Annotated in this window: 11 protein-coding genes and 1 pseudogene; 3 read left to right on the top strand and 9 right to left on the bottom strand. The window is 68.4% G+C overall.

What is annotated here, in order from left to right; all coding sequences use genetic code 11:
* Positions 1-432 precede the first annotated feature (432 nt).
* Positions 433-1,128, bottom strand: a complete 696-nt coding sequence (locus ACFVXC_RS41185) for an alpha/beta hydrolase (protein WP_389916768.1) — start codon at positions 1,126-1,128, stop codon at positions 433-435.
* A 76-nt stretch (positions 1,129-1,204) separates the two neighbouring features.
* Here ACFVXC_RS41185 and ACFVXC_RS41180 point away from each other — a divergent pair, with 76 nt between their 5' ends.
* A complete protein-coding gene (locus tag ACFVXC_RS41180; RefSeq protein WP_389916766.1) occupies positions 1,205-1,807 on the top strand; it encodes a TetR/AcrR family transcriptional regulator in 603 nt (200 codons plus the stop codon).
* Between the two features lie 336 nt (positions 1,808-2,143).
* On the opposite strand, the gene ACFVXC_RS41175 is transcribed toward ACFVXC_RS41180, so the two are convergent.
* Positions 2,144-3,040 (bottom strand): alpha/beta fold hydrolase, encoded by an 897-nt coding sequence (locus tag ACFVXC_RS41175; RefSeq protein WP_389916764.1) that lies wholly within the window; start codon positions 3,038-3,040, stop codon positions 2,144-2,146.
* A gap of 808 nt (positions 3,041-3,848) precedes the next feature.
* On the opposite strand from ACFVXC_RS41175, the pseudogene ACFVXC_RS41170 reads away from it, so the two are divergent.
* A pseudogene (locus ACFVXC_RS41170) lies at positions 3,849-4,046 on the top strand (inositol monophosphatase family protein); the annotation flags it as partial.
* A 137-nt stretch (positions 4,047-4,183) separates the two neighbouring features.
* Here ACFVXC_RS41170 and ACFVXC_RS41165 read toward each other — a convergent pair.
* The 5 genes from ACFVXC_RS41165 to ACFVXC_RS41145 all read right to left on the bottom strand — a co-directional run bounded on the left by ACFVXC_RS41165 (position 4,184) and on the right by ACFVXC_RS41145 (position 10,355).
* Entirely contained in the window at positions 4,184-4,573 is a 390-nt protein-coding gene (locus ACFVXC_RS41165; RefSeq protein WP_389916762.1) for a DUF6009 family protein, read from the bottom strand.
* Positions 4,574-4,724: 151 nt separating this feature from the next.
* Positions 4,725-6,296 carry a phage/plasmid primase, P4 family gene (locus ACFVXC_RS41160; protein WP_389916760.1) on the bottom strand — a complete coding sequence of 524 codons (1,572 nt, stop codon included), beginning with the start codon at positions 6,294-6,296 and terminating at the stop codon, positions 4,725-4,727.
* Positions 6,293-7,309 (bottom strand): bifunctional DNA primase/polymerase, encoded by a 1,017-nt coding sequence (locus tag ACFVXC_RS41155; RefSeq protein WP_389916772.1) that lies wholly within the window; start codon positions 7,307-7,309, stop codon positions 6,293-6,295. The genes ACFVXC_RS41160 and ACFVXC_RS41155 overlap by 4 nt, the downstream gene beginning before the upstream one ends.
* Before the next feature lie 663 nt (positions 7,310-7,972).
* Positions 7,973-9,295 carry an RICIN domain-containing protein gene (locus ACFVXC_RS41150; protein ID WP_389916758.1) on the bottom strand — a complete coding sequence of 441 codons (1,323 nt, stop codon included), beginning with the start codon at positions 9,293-9,295 and terminating at the stop codon, positions 7,973-7,975.
* 481 nt (positions 9,296-9,776) lie between these two features.
* The gene (locus ACFVXC_RS41145; protein ID WP_389916756.1) at positions 9,777-10,355 is read right to left on the bottom strand and encodes a TetR/AcrR family transcriptional regulator; all 579 of its coding nucleotides are present in this window, start codon (positions 10,353-10,355) and stop codon (positions 9,777-9,779) included.
* 98 nt (positions 10,356-10,453) lie between these two features.
* Between ACFVXC_RS41145 and ACFVXC_RS41140 the strand changes: the two genes are divergently transcribed.
* A complete protein-coding gene (locus ACFVXC_RS41140) occupies positions 10,454-10,840 on the top strand; it encodes a nuclear transport factor 2 family protein (protein ID WP_389916754.1) in 387 nt (128 codons plus the stop codon).
* A gap of 146 nt (positions 10,841-10,986) precedes the next feature.
* Here ACFVXC_RS41140 and ACFVXC_RS41135 read toward each other — a convergent pair whose 3' ends face one another.
* Together ACFVXC_RS41135 and ACFVXC_RS41130 are read right to left on the bottom strand one after the other, a co-directional pair.
* Positions 10,987-11,436, bottom strand: a complete 450-nt coding sequence (locus ACFVXC_RS41135; protein ID WP_389916752.1) for an LAETG motif-containing sortase-dependent surface protein — start codon at positions 11,434-11,436, stop codon at positions 10,987-10,989.
* 564 nt (positions 11,437-12,000) lie between these two features.
* The gene (locus ACFVXC_RS41130; protein ID WP_389916750.1) at positions 12,001-13,482 is read right to left on the bottom strand and encodes an MFS transporter; all 1,482 of its coding nucleotides are present in this window, start codon (positions 13,480-13,482) and stop codon (positions 12,001-12,003) included.
* Positions 13,483-13,705 lie beyond the last annotated feature (223 nt).

Below are 13,705 nucleotides of genomic sequence, written 5' to 3'. Positions count from 1 at the left end.
CAGATGTACGGCCGGGCCAACTTCGATCTCCTACGACGCCGCATCCTCCTCTCGCCGTGATCCACCAGTCGCACCCCCAAATCAGCGACAGAGCCACTTTCTGTGGAGTCGGTCGACACCGGGGACGACCGACAGCAAGAGGTGGACTCGTAGGTGGGAGCCGGCAACGTTTGCCGGCGGTTTGGGGCAGCATTCCGAGATCACCGAACCCGGAGGTGTCGATGAGAAGTAGCAACGCCCGAAGTGGGGGCGGGGCCTTCCCCGGCGCCGTTGTGGTCGCCGGCCCTCGGAGCACGTCAAGGGCCGCCCGTAGCTTTCAGCGCAAAGTCCTGCCTGTTGTAGGCCGGGTAGCCCTCGACAGAAGTTCTTCCTCGGCGCTCACGATGCCCCCTGGTCCTGGAATCGCCGGCCCGGCTTGTGGCGCGGCTGCTGTCACAGGCTCAGCAGCAGGTCCCGGACCGCGGCGGGCTGGGACAGGAATGGGTGGTGGCCGGCGTCGAGTTCGACGACGCTGCCGGCCCGGCGGGCGAACTCACGTTGCAGCTGCGGCGGGGTGCCCCGGTCCTGGGTGCAGACGAGGTAGGTCGAGGGCAACTGCTGCCATGCGGCCGCCCCGACTGGCTGCCCGGTCATCTGCACGCTCTGCCGGGCGAGGTGGTCGGCCGCCTGCGCCTGGACCTCGGGGTCGCAGTCCTGCAGGAATGTATCCACGAGCAGCTCGGGGCGGACCCCGAAGGTGCCGGTGTCGGGGTCGACGTCGAGAAATGGGGCGGGGCTGCCGTTCCCGAACTCCGACAGGCTCTGCCCGACCTCGGGCAGGTAGCTGGAGACCAGCAACAGGTGGCGTACCGACCCGATGCCCGCGGCGGCTTCCGCGGTGATGATGCCGCCGTAGCTGTGGGCGACCACGACGGTCGGCTCGTCGCTGTCCTGCAGCACCTGCCGCACTGAGGCAACATCCTCGGGCAGTCCCGGGCCGCCGGCGCCTGCGGGCAGGCCCGCCTCGCCGCAGCTCGGAAGCGCCGGGGCCACGCTCAACACCCCTCGCTCCTGCAGCAGTCCGGCGGTGCGGTGCCACCACCACGACCCGTCCCGCACGCACGCCCCATGTACGAACACGACCCTCATCGCGACCTCCACGTCTGCTTTGACTGCCTTTCGATCAACGGTAGACGTAGCAGCAGTTACGGGAAAAGATGTCGGCATGGGCAGACGACCGCAGCCATGCATCAAGGACAGGCTGCTCGACGCCTGCGCTGATTACGCCCTCGCGCACGGCCTCCCTGACCGGCTCGAGCCGCTGGCCACCGCCACCGGCACCTCGTCCCGCATGCTGATCTATCACTTCGGCACCCGCGATGCCCTGTTGCGGGCTGTCCTCAGACACGCGCGCCAACGCCAGCTCGACACCTTCGGCGACCTTCTGCGGGCGCGCCCCGGCGAGCCCTACACGGCCACCCTGGATCGCGCCTGGACCTCGATCACCGGCGTGGATGGGCGGCCGTACCTGCAGATGTTCGGTCAGCTGCGCGAGAGCGCAGCGCAACAGCTGTGGCCCGACTTCCGGCGTACCGCCACGACTGACTGGCTCGGGCCGCTCGAGGACGGTCTGCGCAGCATCGGCCGGCCGGAGTTGGCGACGCTCGTCCTCGCCGTCATCCGTGGTCTTCTCATGGACCTCGACGCCACCGGCGACACCGCCCGCACCGACCGGGCCTTCCACGACTTCCTCGCCTCAGTCGAGCACCTGCCCAGCGGTGGCCGCTCACCACGCAGAGCACTCCGAAGTCCCCACCGCGAGTCCTGAAGCGTTGTCAGAACCCGCAGACATCACCCTCCAGCGAAACCGGGCGTTCTCCACGCTGAGCAACAACCGCTCTCAGATCCCACGTACTGAACCAAAGAGGCCTAGTGCTACGCAGGTCAGCCACTTCCGCCAGGACCGGACAGAGACGTTCTTGCCCCGCACCACAGAGAGTGGACCAGAGCCCGGATTTGGGCAGCACTTGGCGATCAGGGAGCTCGAAAATGTCGTTGAGGACCAGCAACGCTGAGCTTGACGTCAGGTGGCGATTGCACTGAAGGGGGCAGCTGGCCGGCTGCCCCCTTCAGCGCGTTAGCTGTTGGTTTGCGCCTTCTGGGGTCAGACGGTCAGTTGATCGAGGATGCCGGCCACCTCCGCCGGTTTGAGCAGAAACCCGACGTGGCTGGTGTCCAGGGTGTGCACGTCGTACGGATTGTCGGGTGTCAAGGCGTCGGCCTCGGCGATCAGACGGTTCTGCATTGCCACGGGAAGTGACCGGTCGTCGGTGAGACGGATGTAGGTGCGGGCGATGGTGCCCCAGGTTCCAGCGTGGCCGCGTGCGTCGGCCATCATCACCGCCAGGGATTCGTCCGGCTGCAGGAGGTTGAGAAAGGACCGGAACTGTTCATCGGTGCCGTCCGCCATGATCGCCGCCTTGAGTGCCGCGAGCAGGTTCGGGTCGGCGGTGCGGTAATTGGCCCGGCCGACGCCGAGTTCGGCGGGGTCGCCGACGTTCAACGCGGCCAATGGGGCCAGCAGGTTGCCGCCGAACTCGGGATCCTGCATGTACTCGATGGGGTTCGCGCGCTGCACGCACGACCACGCGGAGATGTAGACGAGTCGGCTCACCAGGTCAGGGACCGTGTTGCCCACCCCGGTGATGGTGGTTCCGCCGAGGCTGGCGCCCACCAGCACCACCGGCCCATGCTCGGCCACCCGTCGGACGATGTCGACGACCATGTCGACGTTGTCCTGCAAGGTGACCCCGGCCAGAGTCGACGGTTCGGCCGCCCAAGCTTCGAGGTCCTGCGGGGCCTGGTAGGCGGCCGGGTACTGCGCGTCGAAACCGTGCCCCGGCAGGTCGACAGCGAAGCTGCGATGGCCGAGCAGCGCCAGTTCGCGCTGAACAGGAGCCCACATCAGCGAACTGGAGCACGAGCCATGCACGAGCACGAAAGTGGTATTCGCATCGCGGGCCTGCTGCGGAGAGGAGGAGTTGGCGGAGAGGGATGTCATACGGGTCGGTCCAATGTCCGGTGGGCGGCGCGGCAGGCAAGCCGGACAAGCCGATGCCGGCGCGGTGAGCCGCCGAAGGTGAAGGAGAATCGCGCACCTGTCACCAGGCGCGTCGCGGTTCGGTAGCCGGGCGCACTCAGACCGGTGCGGCGGTCAACCAGCGCGTGACAGCCCGTCAGGGGCAGCACGCGACGTGGAAGCGCTCACCGGGAACAGTGCGCGTCGACGGACAGGGCCGAGCGATACCCGCAGGGCAGTGCCATGAGACCTCTGTGGTCTCCTGCGGGTTCCCCGACCGGCGCCGGTCGCTGAGCGACTGCGGCGGCAGACGTCTTAGGCGGTCCGAAGGCGGACGAACATGTAGGACATGGCAAAACCCTACCGGATCACGGATCACGGATCACTGCCGAGTCCGAACCGTGTCCCAGCGGGGCGGACTGACCTCGGCCTCAGACAGGGGCAACCGCAGCTGCTGACGCGCCGTGCCTCGTGGGGGGGCGGGGCAGTTGAGTTCGTGGAAGAGATCGACGTCGCGTTCCTCTTCAGCTCACCGGTCGTGGAGGAATGACGCCAGGTCAGCGACGGCGCCCTCGGCTCATCCGGCGTTGGCGCGTTCGGCCTGCATCCCAGCCCGGGCATCACGGCGGATCGCCGCGTACAGATCGACCTTGGACTTCGGTGGCGCCATCGCACCCTCATCCCACAGAGCACCCCCAGGCTCCCACCGCAAGCCCCCTGGTGTTGCCGGAACTCAGCAACACTGCCCTCCGGAAAATCCGGGCGTGCCCCGCTCTGAGCAACAAGCGGTATCAGCTCCCACGTACAAAACCATCCCCAGGGCCCACTCGCCCCACAACGGCTCACCCGTATCGACAAGGGCGCCGGGGACTTTGCCACCGCCGCCGATGTGGAGGCCGAGAAGACGATTCTCAGCGTCATCCACGCTGCCCGGTCTGATGACGCCGTCCTCGGCGAAGAGGGCGGGCAGCAGGGCCCCGCCGAGTCCGCATCCGGCGCCCGGTCGACCCGCTGACGCCGGAGGACGCCGACCTCCGGCAACGTCTCCAGGACCAGGTCCTCGACGTCGATCTTCTCGCCGCACGCCATACAGAAGTCGGCGCAAGGGGGCGGGCGGCCCCTCCGTCACGAGCGGGCGGGCACTATCTCACCGGTCGCCTGGGAACGGGGGGTCTTCGATCCGGCCCTGCCCGCCTCCACCGTCCGCGGGTCGACGGCCTCCAGCGGCGAGCCCACCCGGTAAGGGCACTCAGGGTCGTCTGGCCGGTTGGGGCGGTCGTGCGGCAGCAGATAGAACGTGCGGCGGGCGAAGAGGCCGCTGTCGGCGCTGCGCGGGGCGCCCGGCGTCAGGTTGGAGTAGCCGATGAGGCGGCCGTCGCGTTCGTAGCGCGGTTTGCCCTTGCGGGTGCCGACCTTGTCCAGGGCCTGGCGGACGTAGTCCATGTCCGCGGTGTCCTCCAGCCAGATGACCTCGGCTTCCTGGACGAGATCGCCTTCCTGCGGAATCGCGCTCATCAGGCCTCCTGGGTCTTGGCGGCCGGGCACCGGCCTTCGGGTGTCGCGTCCATGCGGCCCGCCTTCCCGGCTCCATCAGCAACGGTCCGGGGAAGCAGGCGTCGTCCATCGTACGGTCGGTGCGCGCACACGCAGGGAGTGCAGCGGTTCCTCACGGCGTCCCGCCCCCGCCCCCGCCATCGGCGTCGTCGTCTGCGAGCAGGGCCAGGCCGGGGTACAGCTTGGTCGCGTTGTTCTTGATCATCTCAGCCGGTGAGGCGAGGCCGAGTTCCTGCCGGATGCGGCTGGCGAAGGCCCGGCTGGTGGAGGGTCTGATGCCCTCCTCCGAGCACCAGCGGCCGTAGGTCTCGTACAGCAGCTTCTGCTCGACGCGCAGGTCAGAGTTGGCGCTTGCGTTCGGACGCTTGGTGCAGCATTCGGTGATGAAGCGGCCGACGTGGTCCTCGGTCGTCTCATAGGCGGCTGTTGCCACCCGCACGGAGGGCGGGCCGGTGAGCGGGTCGCGGGTGTCGAGGTAGCGTTTGGCGCCCTCGACCAGCCAGTGCAGGATGCCCGGGCCCTCGTCGCGGACGAGTTCGGCGGCCAGGTTGTCGATCTTCCGTTCGTCGGGCACGCTCCGCTCGAAGGGGATGATCCGCATGCGGCGCCAGAACGCGTAGCCACCCGAGCCGACTTCGGGCCGGTGGTTGCCCAGCAGCCACAGCTTGTGGGTGGGCGTGAAGTTGAAGAAGTTCTGCCGCATCCGCCGGGCGGTGATGGTGTCGCCGCCGGTGAGGAGCTTGACGCGGGCCTCGTTGAACTTGTCGTTGGGCTTGAGCTCGCTGCACACCACGATGCGCCTGCCGTGCAGTTCGGTGAGCTCCGTGGAGTGCTCGGTGAACTTGCCCTTCTCCATGAGGAATCCGGGTGGGGCCGCGTTGGCGTAGTCGCCCAGGATCTGCGTCATCACCTCCAGCAGTACGGACTTGCCGTTGGCGCCGGAACCGTAGAGGAAGGGCAGGACCTGCGCGCCGACGTCGCCGGTGATGGAGTAGCCGAGGAGCAGGTGCAGGAAGCGGGTGGTCTCCAGCCCCTTCGCGTCGTCCCCGAAGGTGTCGCGCAGAAAGCTCTGCCAGCGCGGGATGGGCATGGCGTGGGGGGCCACGAGCGTGGCCCGCGAGTGCATGTCGGTGAGCGGGTCCGGCTTGCGCAGCGTCCCTGTTCTGAGGTCGACGACCCCGGCCGGGGTGCACAGGGCGTAGATGTCGCCGTCCAGGACCTCCGGGTCCAGGCGCAGGCCAGGCGCGGCCTGCGCCTGGTAGAGCAGGGACTTGAGTCCGGAGGTCGATTCGGAGTGCCTGCGGTGCGCGGCCAGTTGACGGTCGGTGAACTGGCCGCGGGGGTCGTGTCCCGGGATCTGTTCGGCCATCTCCCCCGCTGCCCAGACCGCTGCCTCATCGCCGCCGGTCAGCTTCCAGCGGTACTCGTCCCAGGAGTGCCAGCCCATTCCGATGACGTAGCGGAACTGGTCGCGGTAGAGGCGGGCGAACAGCTTGGCGTTGCCGCGGTCGGTCAGGGAGCCGGGCATCAGTCCATCCGCGGCTGCTGCCGCGGGCGGGCGGCGGGCGTCGGTCTGCTGGGCCGGGAGGCTGGGGTGTGGCTCTGGCAGCGCGAGGTCGAGGCTCTGCTGGTGGATCTGGGCGGCGGCCGCTTCGGCGTCGAAGCGTGCGGGCTCGGCGCTCATGAGCGTCCTCGGGGGTGGAGTGGGCGCTGGGCGCCCGCGGACAGAGCGGACTCAACGATCGTGAGGTTGCGGCTCTCCTGGGCGGGACGTGCCGAGCGGGCCGCGTCCAGGAGCAGATCCCGCACTTCGCCCTCGGCGAGGTGGCCTGCTTGGACCAGGCCTCCGGCGGTGTAGGCGGCGCGGTTGAGCTTTTCGGTGAAGCTCGCTCCTTCGGGAGTGGCCGCGCAGGCGGCGACCTCGGCCAGGAGCGGGTTCAGGAGGCGTTCGGCGCCCTTCGCCGAGCGGCGTCGGCGGCGTGGGGCTTCGGGTACGGCGGGCTGAGGGATCATCGCGGGGACGTGGTGGGTACGGACGAGTTCCGCTGCCAGCCAGCGCGGCAGCGGCGCCGGGCGGCGGGCCGCTCCCAAGGGACGGTAACTGCCCGCGGTGGTCCGGGTAGCGGGGGCCACGATGTAGCCGTTGTCCGAGCGCACATCCACCTGCCAGGCCAACGCCGTCTTCGGGCTCGAGCCCGTGGAGGAGCGGTAGCGGGTGGCGGGGTGCGGGTTGCGATACCAGATGTGCAGACCGCCGGACGGGGTGCGCACGCGCAACGTTTCGGTGTCCTCCACCGGGCTTGGCTGCCCTCGGAGCGCGGCCAGCAGCGCGAGGGTGTCGAAGCCTGTGGCCAGCCCGTCGAGGTTGACCTGTGGGGATATCGGGATGCCCGGCAGGAGCCGGGACCGGTCGGGGACTTGCGCCGCGTGAGCGTCCACATCAAGAACGACCAAGTCCGCGGGACCGCAGGAGACGCCGACTCCGAAACGGGACTGGGCATGCCACCAGGCATCGATGCGCTCGATGTCCGTGGTCGCGGCGTGGAACCCGTGACACCACCGGCCGGACATCCTGCACGGGCACGACGCGGGCGTGTGCCGGTCCGCTTTGCAGGTCTGGCAGTTGGCCGGCGGGACCTTCTGCTGCGGGGCCAGAGGGTGCACCGGCCATCCTGCACGGGCACACCACCGGGCGATCGCGTTGGCGTGCACGGCCTCGTCCGGGGCCATGGGCGCGGTCGAGGGCTGGCGGGTCAACGGATCGTCCTTGTCGTGATGTGTGTCGGTCTCCGGCGGGACCAACGGGTCTGAAGGGACTGAGGTTTCGGGTTTGCGGCACGAGCGTAGCCCACGGAGGAGGGCGGAAAAGGATTGCCCCTGGCGTGTCGGGGATTTTCGGTCCCGTCAGTCCCGCAGCAGCCGGGGAACGGAGGGGAGGTTCAGTCCCGCAGGAGGGGACGGGATTCGGTCCCGTCCCACAAACGTCCTGCTCAGGAGGACCCGGCTCGCGGGAACGGGACTGACGGGACCGACCCTGACAGTTATAAGCTGTTCAGGACTACGCCTCTTCATAATGCGCGCGCGCGTGTTATGTGTGTACTGGTGGAGTGATAACTAGCAAGTTGAGCCCCGTCAGTCCCGCGCTCTACGGGGGCACCCCCTTTGACCTGCGTTTTTCCTGCGACCCAGGCACGGGACTAAACATCTGCGGGACTGAAGCCCTCGCGCCCGGCCAGAGACAGGCAGACAGGCCTGCATGTTGGAAGTTCAGTCCCGTCAGTCCCGTCTGGAGATACGGTCCCTGCCATCAGGCGCAGGCGCAGGCGCGGGCCCCCGGGCGGGCCCGTCCGGGGTGGAGGGTCAGTCGACGACCGGGTGCAGGTAGAAGGTCTCGTTCGGGGCGGGGAAGGGGCCGAACTGGTCGGGCCACTGGACGACCCAGGCACCGTCACCGGTCTCGTTGCGGTTGATGTTCGCGTAGAGGCCGGTGGCGTTGTTGCGCAGCAGGGTGAGGTTGGGGCGGGCGGCGTTGGGGTGTTCCAGGGTGAAGTTCTGGGTGTCGCGGGGGTATCCGCCGCCGCCCGGTTCGCCGTCGCGCTCGTGGCAGTCCCAGACGTTGAGGTAGTCCCCGGCCCGTGAGCTCTGCCCGTTGGAAACGTCCAGGCATTTGTTGCTCGGCTTGCTGACGATCCGGTAGAGCGGCTTGCCGGAGGGGGCGTTGTAGCCGAGCGCGGCCAGGTACCACTCCTGGTTGGCGGCACCGTTCGCGTGGTACTGGATGACGTGCGTGCCGTTGCCGGTCTGCCCTTCGTAGACGTCCAGCAGCCGGTCACTGTTGTCGGCGTGGATGGTCAGGTCGACAGGCTCGGCAGCGGCCTGGAGGGAGCCGAAGCGGATCGGCCAGTGGTCGCTTCCGTAGTTCGGCAGCACGGTGGCCTGCCAGCGGTCGGTGACGACGTCGGAGACCAGGTAGTCGAGCTCGTTGCCGTTCTGCTGGGTGGCCTGACCGCTGTTGTAGATCCGGGCGTCCGGGGGCAGCCCCAGACCGGGCAGGGTCTGCGGGTTGTAGTTGAAGTCGCCCAGCGCCGCGTACTCCAGGAAACCCTCGCGGTCGGCGGCGTCGGAGATGCGGCGCAGCAGGGCACCGGCGTCGTTGGGCCGCCCGCCGTTGGACGCGGCGTGCATGGACGCGAAGAGGATGCCGTCGGCGCGGTTGACGACGCCGAGCGCGGGCCGGTACACCCCGTCGATGTTCAGTACGTTGTCCGGCTGCCAGGCGGTGATCATGCCGAGGTTGCGGCTGCCCGTGCGCAGGATGTAGAGGTGCCGCAGCGGGCCGTTGTCACCCTGCACCCACAGGTAGTGCTCGACACCGTTGATCTGGCCCTGGTAGTGCGATCCGGCCGGTGCGCCCAGCGGTACTTCCTGCAGGGCCACGAGGTCGTGCGTCCCGGCGAGGTTGTAGGCGCCTGCCCAGCGGTCCGGTCCGGCCTGCATGTTCCAGGAGGCCACGACGTGACTGTCGGGGTTGGCCGCCTGCGCCGTCGTGGCCGAGGCGACCAGGGCGGTGGACGCCAACAACAGTGCTGCCAGCGCGGATACCAGAGAACGTAATCGGGTGTTCGTACGGTGCGCGCGTGCAGCAGAGGGGGCGCCCGTACGGTGCACTCTCAGTAGGTTCATGGAGGGAACAATGTCACCACGCATATGCTCCCGCGAGAGACGCTTCCGGCCAACTCCCCTGCTCGTCATGCCGTCAGGTGTATTGACCACGAGCGTGGTTGGTGATGGAACCGCTACGTCGGCGTTCCATTGCCCTGGGGGCCTTGCGGCGCCTCATGTGAGTGAGGGAACGACTCTGAACGTTCTCGATGCCTGGGCTGCCGCTACGCAGGCAGGGCGCACCAGGCGACCTCTAGGAGAGAAAAAACTACTGAGCTTAAGCTTCAACCTCGGATCGATGTGCTCGCCCTCGTCGCCGCGGTGTCTCCCGTTGTTTCCACCCGGGCCTGGGCGGGGAGAGGGGTTCTGCGACAGCAGCGCGGCATCTGGCCGCCCCTCGGGGGTTTTCCGTAACCCTCGTCTTCGGGGTCCGAGTTGTGTGCAGGCTAGTTGTGTGCAGGCTCCGTTCCGCTGAAGCGAGGAGCCGGTCGGAGGTCAGGGCTCAAGCGGGTGGCTCCCCGAGGAACTCCGCCACGAGTTCGCGGACGTAAGCCTCATCCGTACTGGGAATCGAGAAAACCACCCGGAAGTAGAGCGGCGCGATGATTCGGTCCAGAACCTGCTCCAAGGACGGCGGCGGGGGTGCGTCGCCGCGCTCCCGCGCCGTGTCGAGGGCGGGGCTGAAGCGCTCACTGACCCTGCGCAGGCACTCGCGCAGTCCGTCGTGCCGTTCGTCGACGTCGGGCGCGACCTCGGCGCGGAAGAACGCGATGCCACCGGGCCGGGAGAGCTCCGCCAGCGTCCAGATCGCCTGGTTCTCCAGGTCGGTGCGCAGGTCGCCGACGAGCGGAGGGGCACCGACGTCGCCACGGTACTTGGCGACGTCGGCCAGGAGCGCCGGGAGCGTACCCCAGCGCCGGTAGAGGGTGCTGGAGTTGACCCCCGCGCGCTCGGCCACGGCGGGGAGGGTTACCTGGTCGGCGCCGTGCTCGCCCACCAGCGCGACCGCGGCGCCGTGTACGGCGGCACGGACACGGGCGCTGCGCCCGCCGGGCCGCTTCGTCGATGCGTCATCGTTCACCCCTCCACCCTAAAGCAGAGAGTTGCGCCTTAACTGGCAGTCCGTTTACAGTCGCGCTAAAGCGGAGGTCGCCGCTTTAGCGCGATGAAGGGAATACCATGTCCATCAGTGAAACCCCCCACGCTCTCGGGCGCAGCTTCCACCGAGCCCTCACCTCGGGCGACTGGGACGGCATCCGGGCGCTGCTGCACGACGACGCCACCTGGACCCTGCCCGGCGACAACACCGTCTCAGGTACGGCCGAAGGCGCCGACGCCGTGGTGGAGCGCGCTCAGCGGATCGCCTCGTACGGCCTCAACTTCGAGCTGCTGCATATCCTGGTCAGCAGGGAGAACATGGCGCTCTCCCTGCACAACACCGCGCGCCGGGAGGACGCCGTGCTGGACGAGTACCTGGCCACGGTCTGCCGGCTTCGCGATGGAAAGATCGCGAGTATCGAGACCTATCTCTCCGACGTGTCCGGGATGAACGCCTTCTTCGTCTGACGACGCCCAGCTCGGGTGGCGGGCCTTCGATCGGCTCTCGCTCCGGCGCAACCATGCCGCGGCCCTCTTGGCCTTCGCCCTGGTTCGGACGGAATCGGCGGCGGACACCGCGCAGCCGGCGTGAGTAAGGCGTCTGAGGTTAAAACTCAACCTGAGTAACAACGCAGCAGCACACACTGCCACCTTGGAAGACAGGCTCCTCGGACGCCTGGCCTTCTTCCCGCAGTTGGCCAGGCAACCAACCTCATCAGCGCCCGCATGGAGCTTGCACCACCCGGCCGCAGTGGCTCGCGCGAGTCTGGAGCTGTATCCGGATGAGCCAGTCCCGTGAGTCCCGTCAGCCGGTGTTCTACCTCGTTGACCTGCCCCTTTTCACACCATGGCCCACGGGACACCATGGCCCACGGGACCGAAGCGGCGTGCCTCACCGGCAGGTCGCCCCTGGCCTTGCGTCGGCGTACCGCGACGGTGGTACCGCCACCAGCGACGACCAGCGCGGCAGCCGCACCCGTGCTGGCCGCGGTGTTGTCATTCGTACCGGTGTCGGCGAGGTCGGATCCCTGGGCCGCAGTTGGCTGGGCGCTGTTGGTCTTCATAGTCTTGTTGATCCAGCCCGTGTAGGCGGGCGCGCACTCGGACGCGGCGGCCCTGCGGGTGTAGAGCGGCAGGGCGGCGCGAGTGGAAAGGGGAACATGGCCCTTTCCGGGCCATGGCGGGCATGAACGCGCGAAACCGCAGCCGCCAGCGGGTGTTCTCTGCTCAGGCCCCGTCGCCGGATTCGACCGAAGACTTCGCGGCCCCGCGGCCACTGGTCTTCACGTTCCGCCAGGATCAGGGCCTCGTCGATCTCCGGTGACTGGCCCTCTTCCGGGCCGCAGCAGCAAGAACGCCGCTTGCCCAAACAACGGGTTCCCGCTGCTGCTGGAACAAGTCCGTCCCCAGATATAGAGACGCGCATGCGTCGGCGGGTCAGCCACGATCACTCCAATTCTCGTGGAGAGAGTGGCGGAGCTCGGACAGCGAGGGCGGACATCTGCCCGTCGGCTTCCAGCCATGTGGTGTCGGGCTTGGAGCAGAAGGGGTGAGCAGAAGGGGTGAGCAGATGGGGTTGAGGGGGCGGCGGCACCCGGAGTGCAGGAGCCGCCGCCATGGGAAGTCGCTCAGTCGGTCTGGTTGTTCGCGTGTTTGGGCAGGCAGAACATCAGGGCCCACATCAGGGCGAGGAGGCTACCGACCCACCACAGCACGGTGATGAACGCGTCGCGGTTGAGTCCGGCGTCGGGTGAGCCGCCGGTGGCGGCGAAGAACACCAGGGCGGTCAGCGCGGTGCCGAGGGCGATGCCCAGGTGAATCGCGGTGTTGAACAGGCCCGAGGCGGCCCCGGCGTCCTCGTGCGGGACCCGGGCAAGGGACAGGTCGGCGAGCGGGCCGCCGACCATACCGAGGCCGAAGCCGATCAGTACCACCGGAGCGGTCATCGCCAGCAGGGTCAACCCCGCCCGGCCTGCGTCGGCCTGGAGCCCGTAGGCGGCCATCGAGGCGAGCGTGATGAGGGCTCCGGCCTGCGGCAACCGGCGGGCGAAGCGCCCGCCGCTCTTCGCGGTGACCGTCGCACCGGCCAGTTCCCCGAGGGAGAGCAGCACGAAGGCCAGGGCCGCGTGGAGGGGGCTCATGCCCAGTCCGCGCTGGAGGTAGAGCGTCCAGGTCATGAAGAACAGCCCGCACAGCAGGCCGTGCATCAGCTGCGCGGCCATGCCGCCGGAGAACTGCCTGCCCCGGAACAGGGACAGGGGCACGAGCGGGGCGTTGCCCTGCTTGCGCTGCTGGTGTCGCAGGAAGACGCCGAGCGCGAGAAGCCCTGTACCAAGCATGGCGAAGCACCACAGCGGCCAGTGACGGAGGTGTCCTTCGGTGAGCGGGAAGACGATCAGGACGATGGCCAGCGCGGACAGCAGCATGCCGGTCAGGTCGAGCCGGTCGGCCTTCTTCACGGTCGACTCGGGGATGAACCTGCGTCCCAGGATGAGCACGGCAAGGCCGACGGGCACGTTGACCAGGAAGATCGGCCGCCACGACAGCCCGAACAGGTCGGACTCGGTCAGCAGGCCGCCCATCACCGGGCCCAGGACGTTGGCGAGCGACATGACGGCCCCGTACAGACCGAATACTTTGCTGCGGTTCTGCCCCTCGAAAGTGACATGGAGGGTGGCCAGGATCTGCGGGATCATCAGGGCCACTCCCCCGCCCTGGAGCCCGCGGGCGCCGATCAGCACGCCCGGTCCGGCAGCGAGGCCGCACAGCAGCGAGGCGGTGGTGAACACGACGGTGCCGATGAGGAGGATCCTGCGCCGGCCGTAGAGGTCGCCGAGGCGCCCGCCGGTGATCAGGCCGACGGCGATGGGCAGTGAATAGCCGGTGGTCAGCCACTGCACCGCGTCCGGTCCTGCGCCAGTCGACTCCTGGATCGCGGGCAGCGCGGTCAGGACGACCGACTGGTCAATCATGTCCATCAGCTCGGCGCCCAGCAGCACCAAGAGGGCGATCCAGGCAGCCAAGCCCATCTTCGACAGGCCAGGTGTTGTTGGGTGGGTTGGGGGCTGGGTGGTGTGCTGCGGCTCGTTGTCGAGCGCGGAGGAAGACACGACGGGAAACTCCTGATCCAAAGGAATCGGGGAGCCCTGCCGACAGCCGCACCGGGGCCGGAGAACACGAAACCCGGGGCAGACGGCAGAGCTGCACCCGGGAAAAAGAAACTGCGGGGAGGGTGACGCAACTCAGACCAGCGCGACGTCCGCCCCCGGACACGTGCGACAACTCAGCACGCGGGGAACACGGACGACTACATGGCCTGGTTAATAAGACGTC

It is taken from the genome of Streptomyces sp. NPDC058257, from assembly GCF_042881845.1.
Lineage (GTDB): Bacteria > Actinomycetota > Actinomycetes > Streptomycetales > Streptomycetaceae > Streptomyces.
The sequence above is the reverse complement of the archived record's forward strand: the minus strand, read 5'-3'. Positions and strand labels throughout refer to the sequence as shown.